We start from the raw sequence: 20661 nt of genomic DNA, 5'->3' as shown, positions 1-20661 counted from the left end.
ACACCTTGATGGTCAGCGTTTCTTGGAATACAATACCAAGCGTTCTGGGATGAAATTCCAAGGGATGTCCATTGTCAAACCGAATTCATCGGAGAGGCGAGCAATCAATTGTTTTGCACTCACTTGGTCTCGTGAACCTTCGAGGTCAAGGACGATGACTTCCCTTCCTTCTTCATCGATGGCCAGCGATGCCATGGTGGCAACGGGTGATGCAGCGATTGGTGCCGCAGGAGCCGGTGTTGGAGTTGGCGCAGTTCCTTCTGTGATGTTGAGCAATTCAGGAAGGTCGACTCGTTGGTTGATTCGCCACCATCGGGCCCTTCCTTGGTCACGATGATTCTCCACCAATTCAAGAGAGGCCAATTTCTTCAGATGGTGATAGAGGTTGTAACGGTCAACACCAACCGCCTTTTGCAATTGGACGGTACTGCGTTCTTCCGCAGAGGCCAACTCAATGTAGACCGCCCTGCGTGTAGGGTGGGCTAGGGCAGTCGTAATTGGGTCCCCTCGTACTCGTCCCATCGTCCCACCTAATGTGCAGATTGGCTCTTAGGGTTTGAAGATGTCGCGTCGGTCAAACCGAAGGGACGTCGGATTTGGGGCTCAAATACCGTTGCTTGAAGCAAGAAAAGGCTTCCTTTGTATCGTCAATCATCGTGCGGAGCGTCTCCTTGAGAAGAACCAATGCTTCTCCGTTTTGGGCAAGCCGAGCCCCGTTGAGGATGACGAGGATGACTGAGGCTTCGTGGATGAGCACACCAACCCAAAGTTGGTCGTACCATTGTTGTACAACCGCAAAGACCAGCGTCAAGGTGATGGCCACGGAGAAAAAGAGATTCTGCATCAATGTTCTCTGTGCCTTTCGAGCGAGGTCAATCATTTCTGTAAGCATGCTGGGGTCATCTCCAGGAATAAGGATGTCTGCAGCTTCAAGGTTTACGGATTCCCCAGTCCCTACGGCAACCCCAACATCTGCAACAGCAAGGGCTGCTGCATCATTGAATCCATCTCCGACCATCATCGTCACGTTCGACTTCGAACGATTACGAACCCACTTAACCTTCTCTTCCGGGCTGAGACCTCCGTGGGCAGCAGATTCTGGAAGACCGACTGAACGAGCAAACTGGGATACGGCCTCTTGGTGGTCGCCGGACAAAATTTCCACACGAATGTTTCGACTGTTCAACGACGCAATGAGCCGATCCGAACCATGCCGAGTATCATCATGAACGAATGTCGCAAGAGCGATGGCGACACCGTCTTTGGCGAGGAGGCTCGCCCCATGGCCTTCGGATTGTGCTGCTTTGAAGGCTGCAGCCAGGGAGGCCTCGACCTCAATCCCCATGTTCTTTGCCTTATCGGGCCGGATGAACGCAACCTTTGCCCCGTTGTGCACGCCTTCAACGCCCGCATCAATATCGTTTAATTGGCTGAGACTTGCTGCCTTAGCACCTTCTGCTTCGCAGTGGGCCACAATAGCAAGAGCATACGGGTGAGACGAGCGAGCTTCAAGGCCCATCATCAACTGCAATGCTGAGTTCTTGCGGCGGTTTTTCCCCATGACAATGGAGCCAATGGTTGGGCGGCCTGAGGTGAGGGTTCCGGTTTTATCCAACAGAACTGAATTCACTCGAGCCATTCGTTCAAGTGCATCTCCACCCCGAACGATAACACCCTTGTGTGCTGCGCTTGATAGTGCCGCTGCATGAGGCACTGGAGTAGCAAGAAGAAGGGCGCAAGGACATGAAACAACCCAAAGCAAGAGGATGATTTTCCAATCATCTGGATAGATGAAATACCATACGGCAAAGGCTCCGAACAAGACGAAGGGAACCCATATCGCAGTGAATTTTTCAATCCCGCTCTGCAAACGCGGAGGTGCTTCACGGAAGGAGTGGACTGCATCAATCAAACCAGAGAGTCGGGTTTCAGTCCCTACTGCGATGACTTCGCAAACAACGGGCCCGCGAGCCAATACCAGACCTGCTTCAATTTCGTCGCCTACGGTCACATCAACTGGAACGGATTCACCCGTAAGTGGGGCCTTGTCCAAAGCGCCTTTTCCTTCAATGATTCGACCGTCAGCAGGAATCAATTCCCCGCTTCGAATCTCGATTCTATCGCCTGGGTGGACCAAATCAATGGGAACGACCTCGGTATCTTGACCGACTTGATTTGAAGGGGCGGCCATTGCAAGCGATAATCCTTGATTCGCCATCGGTAGGGAGAAGCCTATGGAGGGGGTAATGGCTGCTGGGTCAATACACACCTTGTCTGAGGTTAGTTTACGAGCCGTGCGAGGCAGTCGGTCTAAACCGCCTTGCATCGCCTCTCGGGCCTTCAGTAAGGCATCTCCTTCGAGATGTGCGGTAAATGCAACAAGGATGGCAACGATCAGAGCCTCTTCCCACATGCCGAGAATGCCTGCTCCAATGACGGCTAAACTCGTGAGGACTTGGAAGCCCATTTGACGATTTTTCAGTGAGGCGAGGGCTTCTTTGAACATTTGAAGGCCGCCTACAAAGACTCCAGGAAGTGCAATGGCGCCCACAATGAAGTGATTCAGCCCCATAAATTCAGCCAAAATCACCAAAAAAAGAACGGGGAGAGCAATACCTCCTCCAATCAGCCTCCACTGGTCTGGACGGAGGCGGTTTGAACGGGCAGCAGCAAAACGCGGCTCAATCCCTGTGACGTGATTGAGCGCGCGGTCTCTGGCCTCAACCAGTTCTTTTGATGCATTGGCAACAAGTTGGATTAAAATTCGGTCGTCGTCACTTACTTCCACATCAAGAACGCCCGGTTGTTGTCTGAAGAGGCGCACCAATTTTTGCACTGGAACAGCGTTTCGATGAGCGACAGATTTTCCGCGGACGCCAACCAACTCATGATGCTCAACATCTGGCGCGTGGCCGAGTGAGCGCAGTACTGAGGAGACATCGGCAAGAGGGCCGTGCTCCAACTGAACATCAAAGCGAACCTCTCCGGAGGTCGCAGATACATGCGGCGAACTTACTTGTTTCATGTGCGAGAGTGCGCCCATAGCTTTTGAGGCACAATCTGGGCAATCCATTCCAAGCAGTGGCCAACTGACAGAGAAACTTCCTGAAAGGCTCTCAACGATGGTTGAATCAACGATTTCAGCCATTAAGAAGGGTTCGTCTTGTTCAACTTTCACGGGTTTCGCCCCTTCTTTTTTTGAAGGGATAACGGCATTCGAAACTGGTTCATCATCCTCGAGGGACATGAAGACTTCATCTTTGGAGTCTCCCGCCATAAAAAATACCAACCGCTCTGCATTCATCAATGCTCCCATTGACCCCAACCAAACCATCCATTTTAGGGCGAATCTTCTTTCCACTGGATTCCTTCGCCTCATTCATGCAATGGTTACCCGACGGCTGGTACCCCCGTGTTGTGGCTGTTGATATCGACGGTACGCTTACCGATGAAAACAAACAATTGTCAACGGTTGCAATCAATGCTTTGCGTCGATTGGAAGAGAACGGAATCCCTGTTGTCTTGTCGACAGGAAATGTTCGCCCTGTCGCATACGGCCTCTGGAGGTTTTTAGGACTCAGTGGACCGATTTGTTGTGAAAACGGTGGAGTGATTTGGCATTCCAAATGGGATGAGCCATCGGTTCGTGCATCGGGTGAAGAAGCTCATGATGCAGCACTATGGTTGGCAACGCAGATTGACGGCCTCGACCCAGAAGGCATCGAATCAAACAAATGGAGGGAAAGTGAATGGTGTCTTTTCCCCTACGAAAACCTCGAGAAGATCGAGATGGCGATTCAGAACAGTGAATGGTCTCATCTATCGGTCGTTCGCACTGGATTCGCAATCCATCTGATGGATCCGGTGGTGAGCAAAGGCCAAGGCTTGGATGAAATGTGCCGGAAGGTCAATTGGGACAAGGAACAGATGCTGTGTGTTGGCGATGCTCCCAACGACCTCTCAATGTTTGAATTCTGTCATTGGTCGGTAGCAGTCGGGGGAGCTTTTGACGTTGTCAAGGACGCTGCCGATGTGATTTCACCCCTCCTTCATGGCGAGACCTTCGGACCGCTTGTCGATGCCATCATTGAAGCGAAAATCGCATTGAGTTGATGTCATGGACAACCGTGAAATGCTGGGGATTGACCTCGGTGGAAGCGGATTTCGAGTGGGTGTTTTTGATTCAGTAAGCGGGATGAGCATCGGAGATTTCATTCAGATGAACCATGGTGACTCTCGCCATCCCGATGCCGTCATCCCCGCCATATGCTCAGTGTTGGATACCTTGCAGTGGAACGGACCGATCGGTCTTGGTTTTCCCGGTGTTGTCGAAGGTCGCGACCTCCTCAGCGCCCCAAATATTGGTAGAGAATGGCTTGATGCAGCGGTTGTCCAAACCCTTGAGCAATGTTGTGGCGGTCCGGTTACGCTGGTTAATGACGCCGATGCTGTCGCCATAGCAGAAGTTCAATTCGGAGCAGGTCACGGCGAGAACGGCACATTGCTCACCTTGACCATAGGCACGGGTTTGGGAACGACGGTTCATGAAAATGGGACACTCATCCCGAATCTAGAGTATGGATTGAGCCCTCATCCGACTCGGGAAGGTACGCTGGAAGACCATGTTTCAGGGCGTGCAAGAAGGGTCTTTGACCTCACGTTAATTGAGTGGGCTGAACGGTTTCAAGAGGTGCTCGACCACTTGTGCGAACAACTGACACCAAACCGTATCGTTCTTTACGGTGGAATTATGGAGCATTGGGATGAATTAAAGTCCCTCATCAGGGCACCTTGTCTTCTTCAACCTGCAATTCACACCGATACGGCTGGAGCCTTAGGGGCTGCATTTTGTTCAACGGAATCTTCAGAACCCTGAGCTTTCTTTGGTTAACTCAGAAAGGGTGAATGAAGTAACCATCTGCATGGCTTGACCGTATTTTATACTACCAACATATTCTTTGGTTTTTCCGTGCGTGATGACCCTTAACCGGAATTTACACTTTTTCTTCGTCCTCCGCTTGCGGTGGTGTTTGTAGAAATGGACCCCAATCTTGTAGGTGCCAAGCGGTGCAATATCTTTCCATACCACATTTTCAACCGGTGTGTTTGAAACCGGGCGGACGTTCATGTCAACGTCGAGTATGCCCTCACAATCACTGATTTTGTTGTTGAAATAGATTCGTTCTCCAGAGGGAGTAAACACGTGAAGGTCAAGGTCATTGTAATCGTCCCAAGCAAGTGAAATCTGAACCACACCGGATTCGCCACCTTCCCGTTCAAGGCGTTCATCGATGTCAACCTCGTGTTCTTCATGGTCTTCAACTGCTACAATACCGCTCCCAATGTGCTCTTCTGAGACCAAAGCAGCATGTTCTACAAGAGGAGAGGCATGCGCCTGAATCCACTCGTTTCGTTGTTCGATTTCATTGACGCGTCCCTGCTCCTCGTCTGCATCAGGGGCCGGCTCGGGAACATCCGGTTGAATCAAACCAAGCTCCATGTGATTTTGATCTCGTTGGTTATCGCGAACCCTCCAGGAATCTTGTTCGTGCAGAGGCATCTGCGCAATTTGAGGCAGGTTAACCACCAAACGCATGCCTCCACCTGTGACATTGCGAAGGCGGGTTGAAGTGCTGTACTTTTCAGCCAGGGCCATGGCTCGGAGCCGCGCATTTCGTCGTTTCCAAGCACGAAAGCCATAGAGCATTCCACCAGAGCCCAGAACGATTCCAGTCCCTATTGTGATTGGTTCAACCATTGATTGAACACACTCCTACTCCTATATGGGAGATGCGGTGGGATACTCACGCTAAAAATTCAGCATTAAGAGCATCCAAAGATGCTTGAGAGGGCCGCAGGGATTCGTCTGGAACGTCCAACAGCGGCATGTCCACCAATCCTAAGTCTTCAGCGAGCGATGGTTTGCTTGCATCGAAGTAGAGAAGGCCAGTAACGTGCTTAGCGTTGACTTCAGCATCATGGAGGGCGGTGAGGGCAGCCATTGGACTTGACGGGTCATGCTGTTCGGATATGGTCTCAAGTCGAATGGTGGACCCATCATGCAGTGTAATATCACGGAAGTGACCTTCTGGGACATCTACCTCTTCAACGGGGTTGAAGTGAGGAATGTAATCGGCCATGTGCAAGGTGATTTCGTTTTCTTTGACGTAACCGTATGAACGCATGGATTCGTCGTTGTTGTTGAAGGTCACGCAAGGTGAAATGACGTCGATAAGAGCGAAGCCTTTGTGGGACATTGCGGCTTTAATCAGAGACCCGAGTTGCTTCTTAGAACCCGAAAACGAACGTGCTACAAAGGTGCATCCCAAATTGATGGCGAGAGCGCACAGATCAATCGGTTGGGTTTCGTTCACCGTTCCTTTCTTCTTTTTGGAACCGACATCTGCGGTTGCAGAATACTGACCCTTGGTCAGTCCGTAAACACCGTTGTTCTCGACGATGTAGACCATGTCCATGTTCCGGCGAATGGCGTGAATCAGTTGACCAATACCAATGGACGCTGAATCCCCGTCTCCCGAAACACCGAGGTAAAGGAGATCCTTGTTGATGGCGTATGCTCCAGTTGTCACGGAGGGCATTCGTCCGTGGACGGTGTTGAACCCGTGCGACTGTCCAAGATAGTATGCTGGTGTTTTGGATGAGCAGCCGATACCTGACATCTTAGCGATGCGATGAGGCTGAATCCCATTTTCCCACGCTGCGGTGATGATGACGCTTGAAATTTGGTCGTGGCCACAACCAGGGCACAGCGAAGATGGTCCGCCGGTGTAACTGTCTTTTGGCTCATTAAGAACGTTCAATTTGACCGCTCGTGCTGGTTTGTCGCTCATTGTGAAACCTCCTTGAGTTTCTCTTGGATGAGTTCCGCGTAGATTCTGGCTCTTGGTGGCATTCCGTCGCTGTAGGCAACCGAATGAACCTTCGTGACCAAATCGTTGGGGAGTTCTCGGCGAAGAATACCGTAGAGTTGACCGTCTCGGTTGATTTCCAAAACAATAACGGTCTCATGTCGGCTAATAAAGTTCTCAACTTCGGAGTGAAGCGGAAGGGCTCTGATGCGGCATTGGCTGACCTTCATTCCGGTCTGTTCAAGGATGTCGTCAATTTCTTGGATGGAGTTTTCCATGCTCCCAAGGAATACGATACCCACTTCGCATTCTTCTTCTTCACGCAACAGTGGAGCGGGTAATTCGTCACGGGCGCTTTCGATTTTCATTTTGAGGCGAGCCATGAGATTGAAATAATCTTCTGGCTTTTCGGAATATACGCCCATGGGATTGTGTCCGGTTCCTCGATAGAGAATCGGTGCCATCCCTGAGCCAGGTAAAGTTCGGTAAGGGATACCGTCTCCATCAACATCGAGGTATCGCCCAAAGGTTTCAAAGGATTCGAAGACCTCTCGCTCACGTACAACTTTGCCTCGGTCCATTGGGGTATCTGGGTAGGTGAATCCTTCGCATGCCCAACGGTTCATCCCAAGGTCAAGGTCGCTCATACCAAAGACCGGGGTCTGGAATCGCTCCGAGTAATCGAATGCACGCCAGCCGTACTCAAAGCACTCCTCAACCGTTCCAGGAATGAGGACAATGTGTTGTGTGTCTCCGTGGCTTCCTTCGTAAAGCATAGCAATGTCGGATTGTTGAGTGCGGGTAGGCAATCCCGTTGACGGGCCAACACGAGTAACATCCCAGAAGACAGATGGAACTTCAGCAAAGTAAGCCAATCCAATGAATTCCTGCATGAGCGAAATACCAGGACCTGATGTGGCGGTCATTCCTCGTCCGCCGGCCCAGCCAGCGCCAAGAACCATACCGGCTGCGGCGAGTTCATCTTCTGCTTGAATGACTGCACAGGTTGCTTCGCCTTCGTCGTTCGAACGAAGACGTGGGATGTAAGCAATGATGCTTTCAGCCATAGAAGATGATGGTGTGATCGGATACCAGGCAAGGAGTTGGACTCCTCCGTAATGGGCCCCAAGAGCTGCTGCTTCGTTTCCTTCAATGAAAAATTGAGGGCGGTCAACTTCGCGGGATTCAGTGGTGTAAGGGTCGGTCTTGGTGAGGTTCTCTTTGCAGTAATCCCGTCCAAGGCCCAGCGCTGTAATGTTGAGTTCAATGGCACTTTCTTTCCCTTTAAATTGGCGTGCGACTGCGGATTCCAAACAGGTTTGGTCAATGCCCAAAAGTTCGGCCAAAACACCGACATAGATGATGTTGGTTACGAGCTTTGCAATCTTTGGATTGATCTTTCGCGCCAGTGAACTCATCGGTACGGGATACGAAATAATGTCTTCCCGCTCCACGGTTTTCTTTTTGGTATCGCTGTTCCAAATGATAACGGTTCCAGGTTCGGCTGATGCAAGGTCTTCATCCCAAGTAGCGGGATTGACGAGAATTTGGATGTGGGTGCGATCACCAGGTGCTTGATACCCCAAGTCCGATAATCGGACAATGTACCAGGTCGGAAGACCCGAGATGTTTGATGGAAACAGATTTTTTCCGCTCACTGGGACCCCCATGTCGAAGAGAGACTGGAGTAAAATGAGGTTCGCAGACTGGGAACCTGTCCCGTTTGCTGTGGCGATGTTGATGGTGAAATCGTTGATGATTTTGTCCATGGTTGTTCTTCCCCTGTGAGGTATGGAGTCGGAGACCCGTCCCTCTTGGTTGCTCCGGGTTGTCACGCACTCTTTCAACATGTTGCCTTCTCATTCCGCTAAATCCAATGTTGGGGCATGAACATTTACCCCTTGAGGGTGATGCTCAAAACAGGGAGGCCCTTCGCAGGAGCCATGGCGGACGAAGCACTAACGACTGCATGGCAGAAAGCCGAGAAAGCAATTCTAAAGGGAAAAGGAGAGGCTGCGCTCAAGATTCTAAGGGAATTGGACGCCGATGGTAACGAACCTACCACCCTTCGTCTCGCCGGCCATGCCACCTGGTTAAACGCCAAAGCACGCAACAGCCGCTCCGAATACCGTAAGGCCGCCACACTGTTGCGGGAGGCAGTAAAAAAAGCACCACGCGACAAAAAAGCAGACAGCACCTACAACGATTTACTCAATGAGATGCAAGAGAAGGGATTTCGTGAGACAACCATCCCCCGTCTCCTCAACGACGGTACGCCGACTCCGGCGGGCATTGCAGCGATTTTCATTGCCGGGTTGTTGCTTCTAGCGGGCATTAACGTCGCCTCCAGCACATCCCAAGAAGGCCTACCAACTGAAGCCACGCTCTCGTTCACATGGACCAACAACGACGGCAGTGCGGGAAGTGGAGATGTGGTGGTTGAACTCTTCGCTGCTGACGCACCTATACACGTTGAAAACTTCGCACTCCTGGCTCAAGATGAAAAGTATGACGGCGTCATCTTCCATCGCGTCATAAAGGATTTCATGATGCAAGGTGGAGACTTTACCAACGGCGATGGGACCGGCGGCCATGCCGGTAAATTCTTTGGATATTGCAACGGGCAAGAATCAAACTCCGCAGGTGACTGCGATAAGAACTCATACACGATTGAAGATGAGGCAGATAACGGGCGAGTTCACAACCCGTACCACCTTTCAATGGCTAAGACATCTGCTCCCCACACCGGTGGCTCACAATTCTTCATCGTCGACCCCGATGCTGAATCTCCGGACGGAACCCCAGGGACACCTCATCTTGATGGCGTACACACCGTCTTTGGACAAGTAACCGATGGCTTTGAGCACATCGATGCCATGTCAAGTATCTGCGATGCTCCTACTGCCTGCCAAAACGACAAACCAAACAACGACATCACCTTGGTCACCGTTGAAGTCGCTGGCGAGTACTCCCCCTGGTACAAATTCTGGTGAAATCGCGCTCTTCCCGGAAAGGGGCGGCAGATGATGCGAGGGATTTCTTCATAGACGCGTGCGTTTTGGAAGGAATCATGGCCACTTTGGACCCCTTCAACGCTCGACGCCCTCTTGAAGTAGGCGGAGAATATTTTGCTCTGGACGCCCTTGACGCTAACGGCCTACCCACCAAGCATCTCCCCTATTCCATTCGCATCCTCCTCGAGGGAGCGCTTCGCGCCCACGATGGGTTTCTGATCACCGAGGATGATGTCCGCTCGATTGCATCATGGTCGCCCAACGGAGAGCGCAAGGAAATTCCTTTTCGCCCTTCACGAGTGATTCTCCAAGATTTCACCGGCGTGCCTGCTGTTGTTGACCTCGCTGCACTTCGTGACGCCATGGTAGAGATGGGCGGCGACCCCGAAAAGGTCAATCCGCAGGTACCTGTTGACTTGGTCATCGATCACTCGGTTCAGGTCGATGTCTCGGGAGCACATAGCGATGCACTGAGCATGAACCTCGACATCGAATACCACCGAAACATGGAGCGTTATACGTTCCTCAAATGGGGACAACAATCCCTTGCAAATTTCCAAGCTGTACCTCCATCAAGAGGAATCGTTCACCAAGTGAATCTTGAATTCCTTGCGAGCGTTGCTCGTCAAGAAGACGGCGTTTGGCTCGCCGACACTTTGGTTGGAACGGACTCCCACACAACCATGGTCAACGGATTAGGCGTTTTAGGCTGGGGTGTTGGCGGAATTGAAGCAGAAGCCGTGATGCTTGGCCAACCGATATACATGCTTGCACCCGACGTAATTGGTGTCCGCCTTACTGGAAACCTCCAGTCAGGCGTCACTGCAACCGACATGACCCTGCGCATTGTAGAGATGTTGCGTGAACACGGCGTTGTTGGAAAATTCGTAGAATTCTTTGGCCCTGGAATGAAAGCACTCACTCTTGCTGACCGCGCTACCATCGCTAACATGGCTCCAGAGTATGGAGCAACATGTGGATTTTTCCCTGTGGACGAGCGAACACTGGACTACCTCCGCCTCACCGGCAGAGAAGATGACGCCATCGCCGGAGTCGAAGCATACGCTAAGGCACAAGGCATGTGGTACGGCGACCAAGTTGAAGAAAAGTCTTACACCGCTGTGCTGGAACTCAATCTTGATGCAGTCCTGCCTGCACTTGCAGGCCCTAAGCGACCTCAAGACCGCGTGGATCTTCACAGCATGAAGGAGCATTTCATTGAAAGCCTCACCCACGAATTAGGCCACCAAGGTCACGGTTTGGAACACAAAGACTTGTCCAAGAGTTCAATTGTTGAAATGGACGGAAAGCGTTACGATTTGAACCACGGTGATGTCGTCATCGCCGCCATTACGTCGTGCACGAACACATCCAATCCAGGCGTTATGCTCGCAGCTGGACTCCTGGCTCGGAATGCTCGAAGCCGTGGACTTACGGTCAAGCCCTGGGTCAAGACATCTCTTGCACCAGGCAGCCGTGTCGTGACCGAGTACTACGAGGCAACCGGCCTCCAAGAGGACTTGAACGCCATGGGATTCCACGTCGTTGGATACGGCTGCACAACGTGCATCGGAAATTCTGGTCCACTGCCTGTACCTGTTGAAGCAGCAATCGATGATGCCGACCTCATCGTTGGATCTGTGATTTCGGGAAACCGTAATTTTGAGGGACGTGTTCACGGGAAAGTCAAGGCTTCCTATCTTGCAAGCCCGCCGTTGGTTGTTGCCTACGCCATTGCAGGAACCTTGGAAATCGATTTGGCGACCGAGCCTCTCGGCCATGACAGGGACGGGAACCCCGTCATGCTTCAGGACGTTTGGCCCTCCGATGAAGAACTGGCCAAAGCAATGAGCGTCATCACTCCCGACATGTTCCGGCAACGCTACGCGGACGCCATGAATGAACCTCGTTGGAACAGCATTCCTGCCGCACCAAGTCCTCTCTACCCGTGGGAGGATGCTTCCACCTACATCCGACTGCCCACATTCTTTTCTGGCCTATCAGCCAAGGCTGACCCGATTGAATCGATTAAGGATGCTCGCGTCCTGCTGAAACTTGGAGATTCGATTACGACCGACCACATATCTCCTGCAGGCTCGTTCCCAGAAGACGGCCCTGCTGGAGTTTGGTTGAGTGAACGCAATGTCGCAAAAGGTGACTTCAACTCATTCGGCAGTCGCCGAGGCAACCATGAAATCATGATGCGTGGAACCTTTGCAAACGTTCGGATTCGTAATGAGATGGCCCCTGGGACAGAAGGTGGCTTTGCACTGAACCACGAAAATGGACAAATTGAATCCGTTTACGATGCAGCGCAAATTGAGGCTCCTAAGATTGTCCTCGCAGGCAGTCAATACGGCACAGGCTCTTCGCGTGACTGGGCTGCAAAAGGCACTTACCTCCTCGGAGTCAAAGCCGTTATTGCGACATCTTTTGAGCGCATCCACCGCTCAAACCTTGTAGGAATGGGAGTGCTACCGCTCACGTTCAGGGAAGGAGAAAGCCACGAGACGCTCGGCCTGACTGGTCATGAACAATTTTCCATTGGAGTTACCGATGAAGTGGAACCTCTCCAGATGATGACGGTTGAAGCAACCTCCCCTGAAGGCGAAGTCAAATCCTTCACGGTTCAGGTTCGCCTCGACACACCCGTGGAAGTCGAATACTATCGCAACGGTGGTATCTTGCACACCGTCCTAAGGCAGATGGCTGGAGAAGGCCAATAGAGCCACTATCTTCAAGTCAAAGAAGGACTGAGGTTGAAACAATGAGCAAACTCCGGGGAAACGTTCGCTACCGGTTCCGCTCCGACGACCACGATGTCAATGTCGTGATTGAAGGGGATGTTGACTGGGTGAGTAACCACGTTGACAAACTCGGACTTGCGGGCGTGGGGTGGACCATGCCGATCGGAACTCAAGTTAAGCCCGTTGACCTTTCTAAGGTCAGTAAAGCGAGACAAAAGGCAGGCATGAACATCGAAATGGAGGAGGCTCCTGTCGATGAAAAGCCCGCTGATATGGGGCCTACACCGGACCCTTCACGAATTCCAATTGTTCGTCGCCCGATTGGTGAACTTGACCTTGATGCGAAAATTGCAGAAGTGGGCCTTGAGCCACCGGCACAGACCGACACCATTGAACTCATGGAAATACTTGAGGACATGGACCCCCCTCATCCCGTACAAGGAGCCACAAGCGTTGACCCGATGGCCGAAGCATGGCTAAGGGAATTGCTTCAGCTTGTCGTTCGCGAACATGGAAGGACCGCACTCAAGACAGAAGACATCGAAGAAATCGCCAGCAAACGACTCGGAAACCGTGAAGGGACCGCGCTAGAAGTCTGGCTGGAATCCTTGTTTGCTGCCGGAAAACTGGTCAAAATCCACGGTGGAGACGCCATTGGATGGGGCCCCTCTCCGAAGTGGCTGGCCGGTCGGTTTTGAAGTTCGAAACACCACAGTGCTTTTTTTGCTGATTTTTGAACAAAAAGGGCGCCCTGCGCCATGGTTCATTCGGAACCAGATTACAAAGGCATTATATTGAAACAGGGCTTGGGTCGGACAAGTGATGTCTATGCTATCAAAAAATGACCTCTCTAGAGCCCGAGCCCGCAGCCTATTCCTTTCATTGCTAATGATATTGAGTACGACCGCTGCACTCGCAACTACAGCCAGCGCCTCAGTTTCCCGAACCTATACGACCAACCGCGATCCTGTGGATGTCGCCATTGGTGATTTCGATTGTGACGGACACAACGATCTTGCCATTGCAACCGAAGGAACCCACACCTTGAGTATTCTTTGGAACGACGGCAACGGCGACTTTAGCGAGCGCCAAGACGTATGGGTCACCGGCAACCAAAGCCGCAATGCAGAATGGGACTCATTTGCCAATGTAGAACAGGTCGAGGTCGGTGAATTTACCGGAGATAGCGCCCCAGACATTGTCATCTATCAGAAAAACAATCCATTCAAAACCGACGACCAAGGCCAACCTGCGGGGGAACCTGGTAACATCACCATCATCGAAAACGGTGGATGCGGCCAAAAAGACTGGACCGTTGGAGAGCGATTTACTCACTTTTGGGTATGGGATATGACGGTCGGGAATGCTGACCAATCAGGCGGAGACGACATCTACGTCCTGGACATTACCGATGTCACGCCCGGAAACCAACGAGTGGTCACCTACTCTGGACCGATTACCTCAAACTCGCAAGGATTGGTAACCACCCTCGGCACCTCATCCCAGAACACCTACCGGAACATCGAAGTCGGCGATTGGGGTGAAAGCCAAAGCAGTTTCTCCGGATCGTGCACGGACGATGACATCTTCCTCCTCCGAAGCGAAGGACTTGACTACGCATCCGGCACCGTCACAAACCCTGGAAACGACGATAACGTCACCATTATCGAATACGATTGTACTGCTTCTGGTGTAGCCCCGGGCTACCCGATCTCTTACACCTACGGCACCAACCAGGCCAACACCAATATCGTCAACATGCAGACAACCACTACCGATGATTTTGCAATCGCCGATGTTGCTGCAAACGGCTACATTGACACCATCGCAGTCATGGACGGCAACCTCGAGAACGTCTCATACTCTCGAACAACATCACAAGGCACCTTTGGTTCGCCACAAAAGGCATACTTTGGCCCGTACATTTCGTGGTCCATCGCAGTTGATGACCTCAATGGAGACAGCGAGCCGGATTTCGTCAACCCAACCATCGCCTACCAGCTAAACACAACTGACTCCGCTGGCGGAAGTACCTCGAATTTCTTCCTCTCGTTCCCCACAACCGTCCAAGTAACACTTTCTGATGGAAACGGTGGGCACGTTAGCCCACTCTCATACGTTACAGGCCGTCGGCCATCATCGGTTGACATCGGACAATTGTCCGGAGGACCGAACTCAGCTGATGATTTGGTCATTGGCCACACCCAGTACAATTTCGGTGGATGGCGAGACAATTTCGGATGGGAAGGGCAGTATGATACCCTCACCATCGTCGAAATGGACAACAAAGACCTGGCGGTCACCGATTTAGAAATTTCACCTGTAGACCGCTTCTTTGGCGTGGTCGGCGAAGGTGCCCGTGACATCAACGTCACCGTCACCAACACCGGAATGGACACCTTGAACGGCCAAAGTGCCGACTTGGAAGTCACGTTGAAGGTCGTTGATGAATTGAACTCTTCGAACGCCACGGTGTATTCCAACGATTGGGACACACCTGAGGTCAAAACAGGATGTGGAGCAGGGTGCAACTGGGCCTTCGAGGAATACGTTGACGGCTTAACGAACTGGCATCTTGAGACCAATCACTCAACAGGAGCGTCCACGGGGAACAACGACCCGAACGTTTCTGCAAACTACCTCAACCCTACCGACTTTATGTGGGCAGGCAACATGAAAACCAACCAATCTGGAGACGCATGGTCTGGATATGGAAGGAACTGGGACGATGCAATGGTCCTCACGGACGTCGACCTCACTGGCGCAGACCGTGCCTTCATGAGCGTTGAATTGTTCCAACATCTTGGACTCGGGGCTCTTGGTAATGCCGACCAAAACGGTTTCATTGTCGGCGATGTTTGGGACGACCTGGCCATTATTGAAGTGGGCAGTGAAGAAACTGGATGGAGCCTCATCGGATGTCCACAACAAGCAGCACTCCAAGGTGCATGTGCATCTGGAGAGTCCATGTGGGGCGGCTTTGACATGGACCGCATGTACAAACAGAACTTCTGGGGAGCTGATGAAAATCAGATCGTCTACTACGGTCTTTACTCATCAGGAACCTACTACGGATGGAACAACTTTACCGAAGAAGGATTGGGTTCCTTTGACCTGTCCGATTGGGCCGGTGAAACGGTGGATGTTCGATTCCGCTTCCGAACTGGATTCGAAGGGTCAACTGCTGATGATAACGAAAGCCGTTGGTCTGGACGAGATGGATTCGCTGTTGATAACCTCACCATCTGGAAACAGAACACAGCGTTCCTCCCCAACCCACAGACTCAAACCACCACAATTGGCCCGCTCACCAACCTTGAACCTGGCCAAGAATACACAACTTCAATTCAGGCAAACCTGCTCAACGATACAACCTACAGAATTTCCGCTACAATCTCTAACAATGCCTGGGACGAACAGTCCGTCAATGACGACGCGGTCGGTTATGTTACCCCGTTCAACCTGTATGACCCAGCTGTGGAAGGAATTGAAGGATTCCTTCCCGGAGGCTTGTACGCTGAGGGTATCTTTGACATTGGAGTAACAACGAACAATTGGGGTAACACGCCAGTTGACTTTGATATTGAAGCAACCGTCTACTCCGCAACGCCTTCAGACGTGATCTGTGGTGCGAGCAACGCTGTTTGTGAAGAAGACTTCACCTCTGACAGCGACGGATACCTGCATCAAGAAAACCAAAACCCGAAGGGTGTTATCTACGGCGAAAACTCATGTTCAACCAAGATTTTCAACAGCAATGCCTACTGGTTCGGCCATCCCTGTGATACCTCAACCAACGGTTACGACGACGCATGGGCAAACGAGACCTTGAAAATTCCAAACATCGACCTCACCAGCATGTCTGGGGATTTCGTCTCGTTGAATTTCGAATACTATGCTGATACATTCTACACCACCGACCAAAGTGGAAACATTGATCCAAGCGATTACGCATTGATGATGGTGGATTATGAAAAGGCGTCAGCAAGTGGTAGTGGTTCAGACAATTACTCCGGGCTTATCTTTGCTCAATGGAACGACTACAACGAAGACGGAACCTGTCAGAATGACGACGATGGAAACGGAATCGTGAATGCAACCGAATCGATTGACTTCACAGAATTGGATTACATCGGTGATGCGGCCAATGAAGAAGGGTCTGGCAATTACAACGTATTCTTCAACTCCGAGGAACTCGTGAAGACAACCAGCATAGATTTGACTCACTTGTACATCCAGAACCGCTCTTCCCCAGATTCAACCCAATGGTTCTCAGAGTGTATTTCCCTACAAGGATCCACCGTAGACATCAACTTTGAATTCCAATCCGATGAGGACGGAAGAAACGGTATTAACGACGGATTTAGAGGCGTTGGTTTCAACAACATCACGTTGCAGGAATACACCTTCGTTGAAGATGCAACCTACACCACGACCCGAACTGGTGTCGATGCTGAAGACGTGGACACGAGTGTTATTGCATCACACGATTTCGTTTCAGGAGTCTATCGGCTTGATGTCAAGACCATCTTTGACAACGGAACCGTGGGCACCAATTGGTACAACAACAACGAGTTATCCACATCCAACAACATTGAACGTGTTATTTTCAACGTTGAATCGGTAGATATTGGAATCAAACCCCCGAAGAAACTGAAATGTCTAACCCACCAAACGCTCCCATGTGTTCTTCCAATAGATAGCGCCTTGACCCACTCATGGGATCTCGTGGCCGAAAACGGAGTGCTCGCAGGCGAGTATGTGTTCTTCATGGAAGTCGTTGACATGGCTGACGGTACGAGGGCCCATCTGGTTGATTCTGGAGCGCCTGTAAGCCTGCAAAGCCAAGAAAAGGTTGACGTAACATTCACGCCATGGAACGGATGGCTCGATGGACACACGTACAACATCAGTTTCTACGGAGAACTTACCGATGGAACAAAGAAAGGAACTCCACGTTTCTTCGAAGCAACCTTCGCTGAGAACATTGACATCGCTATTCTCTCAGACACCTCAACGGAAACAGGCATCATCAAGCAAGACCTCGCTCTTCTTGGAATGACCTACACTCAATTTGAGATTGGAGACTGGGACAAGTACTTCGATGCCGGATGGTTTACACATTACGATAAAATCATTCTACCAATGCAGGACTTGAATGCTGCAAAAGATACCGATCAAGGTGGAGATGGCTACTATCAATCCCTTGCTGACCCTGTTCAGCGAAAGACGGTACTGACCAACTTCATGTCGGCCGGTGGAACCATTCAGGCCCACCTTGCGCCGCATGGTGAGCAAGTCTATGGTAAGGACTCGACATCCCGACTTCCGTTCAACTTGGACATCAAGGAGAAAACCGATGAAGACAAGCGAATTACCTACGCAAAGATGGACTTAGCAGACCCTTACCATCCAATCATGGATAACGTATTGCCGACTTCGTTCCAAGGTTTCACTGCCCTTGGCGACACTGTCGTTGCAAACGGTGTCATCAGCACGTCCAGCGTGAGCCCCAACGAAGTCCCAACCACTTGTGGCGGAGGTTACATGGAAAACGGCGGAGAATTCCAGCGACTTATTCGCTCGAATGACAACATCCAGGATACTCTACTCGGAGTCTGCAGTTATCAAAGTGGAGGACTTATCGCCACAACCATTGACGTCGCAGGCAACTCAAACCGTGCAAATGACACAACCTTCCCGTTGCTTGGAAACCTCTTGAAGTACCAAGTCACGCCTTATCCATCTGGATTTGATAACGAGGACATCACCATCAACGGAGAGGTCCCTGATAACGACCCCAATACCAACGGTTACAAGGTGCGCTACATGAAGAGCAATGCTACACTCACCTTTGATTTCCTTAGCGACACAGAAGCATCCTTGGACGCAGACTGGGTCATTGACGGACCAAACAACTGGGATGGAACTTCCTTGGCGACTGGAGTCACCGGCCACACCAGTGAACAGATGCCTACAATGACATTCTGTAAGACCGATCTGTCATCCTTAACAGGCTGTGCTCAGGGAGAAGAATGGCACATTACCCTCTACCTTCATGATGATGCAGGACACGCACGTCAGTTGGAAGTCACCGTACAAACCAACGATGCAGAGGCTGATGAATTCATCCCAATAGCAGATGGTGAAGTCGACATTCGGGAAACATATTCTGACCTTATCACCATGGGAGATCCTCAAACCTTCCAGGGTGTGGATTACGATGAATACCGAATCGTCCTCGAAGAGGACAGCGGAGAGTTGGTTGTTCACTTTGATGCAAGCAATTCATCTGACGCCGATGCACTTACTGGAAACGGTATTGAAACCTACGAATGGAAGGTGCTTTACGACGCCAAATACGGTGACGACGACTACCGCTTGCTCGGTGACACTTACACCCAAACTGCTGCAAGCGGCGGTTTGTGGTCCTATAAGTTCCAAAACGTCACTGTTGACGACACAGGTTCGATTGAAAATCAAATCAAGATTGAACTCACTGTTACAGACAGCGCCGGACGTGTTTCAGATGAATACCGCATGTACTTCGTGATTCTTGCTGAAGGCATGGGAGACGAACCTGTGGACTTCACATGGACCCAAGAAACGTTCGACAACAAACAAATCACCGATGATCAAATCACTCTGAGCGGTCAAGTCTTGAGCGGTTCAGAAGATGATGACGTTTACATCGAAGTCGCCTTCAGCAACAGTGATTTCAATCTAGAAGGTCTTGAGAAGTACAACTTGAGCAGTGATGCTCTCGGTGAAGGAAAGCAACTCTGGGACCGAACCAGCAAACTCTCCGACGGAGACAACTGGGAACTCACTCTGAACTTGAAGAGCCTCTATGACAACGAATCATCCCAAGCAGTGACCATTTACCTCCTGGTGTACGAAGGTGACGATGCAGATAACGACGACGACCGTATTTACCGTCAAATTACCATCACCCTCCCGGTCTGCCAAGGCACTCAAATTGACCCTGCTGCTGAAGCAGCTGGTGGACAGTGGATCATGAACGACAATGACGAATGTGAATGGTCCGGAGATTGGACTTATGACGCAACTACCGGTCTATGGGCTGATGCTACTCCATCCGGCGACGGCACTGAAGGCGACTCGGAAGGACTTGACTCAACAATGTTGATCGCTGCAGTAGGTCTTCTACTGCTCATCATCGTTGGAACCTTAATGTTCATGCGCCGTGGTGGCGAAAAGGAAGACGCATTTGGAGACATGGGCGGCGCCTTTGGTACCAATGCACTCGACCCTACAGAGCAATACGTCCAGCAACTCATCGCTCAGGGCTACCCTGAAGAGACCGCTCGTGCATTTGCCGCTCAGTATGTTGGTGGAGATGCTGCTGGAGCAGCAGCACAACCAGCAGCAGCGCAACCAGCAGCAGCTCAGCCTGCAGCAGCACAACCAGCGGCTGGTGGGTTCGACCAAGCGATTTACGAACAGTACTACCAGCAGTTTGTAGGCCAAGGCTACGATGCCGCAACAGCGGCTGCCTATGCTCAGCAATACGCTGTCCAGTACGCTCAATCACAGCAGTGATGCGCACAAGCCGAAGAGGAAAGGAAGCATCAGCATTGGCTGATCTTTTCTGCACTGCTACCGGCATGATGGACGTCATCGTTCAGCGTCATTTGAATCCATGAACAACGGTGCTATCGATGCCACACGGGCTCCTGTGATGGTAAAGGTAACCCTGCAGGCGGTTTTAACGCGAATCTAAACCGTTCAAGACAATAACGACGAATGCATCAGAAAGATTGACAGCGCATCTTCTTGCTTGCCGACGGTTGCCGATGAACCTTGCACCGGCAGGGAGACACCCATGGAAGTCATGGACATGTCCTTCGCCAATCAATATCCCGCACCGGTTCGCCTTGCTGAAGATGCCGCTACGATGGACCCCCCTCCATGACCCTCTAAGGAACATGAGGCGCATTGAGCTTGAGCATTGATTCGCTATCGCCGCAACAAAGCGCCTATCTTGTCGATGGCACCGCTGGAACGTGA

11 protein-coding genes are annotated in these 20661 nt (G+C 51.3%); 6 read left to right on the top strand and 5 right to left on the bottom strand.

The window, feature by feature from the left end; genetic code table 11:
* Positions 1-12: 12 nt before the first annotated feature.
* Positions 13-522 carry a helix-turn-helix domain-containing protein gene (locus AAA857_RS04455; RefSeq protein WP_338173537.1) on the bottom strand — a complete coding sequence of 170 codons (510 nt, stop codon included), beginning with the start codon at positions 520-522 and terminating at the stop codon, positions 13-15.
* A 52-nt stretch (positions 523-574) separates the two neighbouring features.
* Entirely contained in the window at positions 575-3277 is a 2703-nt protein-coding gene (locus AAA857_RS04450) for a heavy metal translocating P-type ATPase (protein ID WP_338173535.1), read from the bottom strand.
* A gap of 104 nt (positions 3278-3381) precedes the next feature.
* Between AAA857_RS04450 and AAA857_RS04445 the strand changes: the two genes are divergently transcribed.
* Both AAA857_RS04445 and AAA857_RS04440 read left to right on the top strand, forming a co-directional pair.
* Positions 3382-4113: a phosphoglycolate phosphatase gene (locus AAA857_RS04445; protein WP_338173533.1), complete on the top strand. Its 732-nt coding sequence runs from the start codon at positions 3382-3384 to the stop codon at positions 4111-4113.
* Between the two features lie 4 nt (positions 4114-4117).
* Positions 4118-4876: an ROK family protein gene (locus tag AAA857_RS04440; protein ID WP_338173531.1), complete on the top strand. Its 759-nt coding sequence runs from the start codon at positions 4118-4120 to the stop codon at positions 4874-4876.
* Here AAA857_RS04440 and AAA857_RS04435 read toward each other — a convergent pair.
* Genes AAA857_RS04435 through AAA857_RS04425 form a run of 3 tightly spaced genes read right to left on the bottom strand, consistent with a single transcriptional unit; the run spans position 4865 to position 8638 of the window.
* Positions 4865-5758 carry a hypothetical protein gene (locus AAA857_RS04435; protein ID WP_338173529.1) on the bottom strand — a complete coding sequence of 298 codons (894 nt, stop codon included), beginning with the start codon at positions 5756-5758 and terminating at the stop codon, positions 4865-4867. The two genes, AAA857_RS04440 and AAA857_RS04435, sit on opposite strands and share 12 nt — an antisense overlap.
* Positions 5759-5804: 46 nt before the next feature.
* A complete protein-coding gene (locus tag AAA857_RS04430; RefSeq protein ID WP_338171167.1) occupies positions 5805-6851 on the bottom strand; it encodes a 2-oxoacid:ferredoxin oxidoreductase subunit beta in 1047 nt (348 codons plus the stop codon).
* Positions 6848-8638: a 2-oxoacid:acceptor oxidoreductase subunit alpha gene (locus AAA857_RS04425; protein ID WP_338173527.1), complete on the bottom strand. Its 1791-nt coding sequence runs from the start codon at positions 8636-8638 to the stop codon at positions 6848-6850. The genes AAA857_RS04430 and AAA857_RS04425 overlap by 4 nt, the downstream gene beginning before the upstream one ends.
* Positions 8639-8812: 174 nt before the next feature.
* Between AAA857_RS04425 and AAA857_RS04420 the strand changes: the two genes are divergently transcribed.
* The 4 genes from AAA857_RS04420 (at position 8813) to AAA857_RS04405 (ending at position 20193) form a co-directional block, all read left to right on the top strand.
* Positions 8813-9862, top strand: a complete 1050-nt coding sequence (locus AAA857_RS04420; RefSeq protein ID WP_338173525.1) for a peptidylprolyl isomerase — start codon at positions 8813-8815, stop codon at positions 9860-9862.
* A gap of 77 nt (positions 9863-9939) precedes the next feature.
* Positions 9940-12609, top strand: a complete 2670-nt coding sequence (gene acnA / locus AAA857_RS04415) for an aconitate hydratase AcnA (RefSeq protein WP_338173523.1) — start codon at positions 9940-9942, stop codon at positions 12607-12609.
* Between the two features lie 41 nt (positions 12610-12650).
* Positions 12651-13328, top strand: coding sequence for a hypothetical protein (locus tag AAA857_RS04410; protein WP_338173521.1), 678 nt, complete (start codon positions 12651-12653; stop codon positions 13326-13328).
* A 190-nt stretch (positions 13329-13518) separates the two neighbouring features.
* Positions 13519-20193: a VCBS repeat-containing protein gene (locus AAA857_RS04405; RefSeq protein ID WP_338173519.1), complete on the top strand. Its 6675-nt coding sequence runs from the start codon at positions 13519-13521 to the stop codon at positions 20191-20193.
* The last annotated feature ends 468 nt before the right edge of the window (positions 20194-20661 follow it).

Origin of the sequence: Candidatus Poseidonia alphae (genome assembly GCF_943787815.1) — an archaeon.
Taxonomy (GTDB): domain Archaea; phylum Thermoplasmatota; class Poseidoniia; order Poseidoniales; family Poseidoniaceae; genus Poseidonia; species Poseidonia alphae.
The sequence above is the reverse complement of the archived record's forward strand: the minus strand, read 5'-3'. Positions and strand labels throughout refer to the sequence as shown.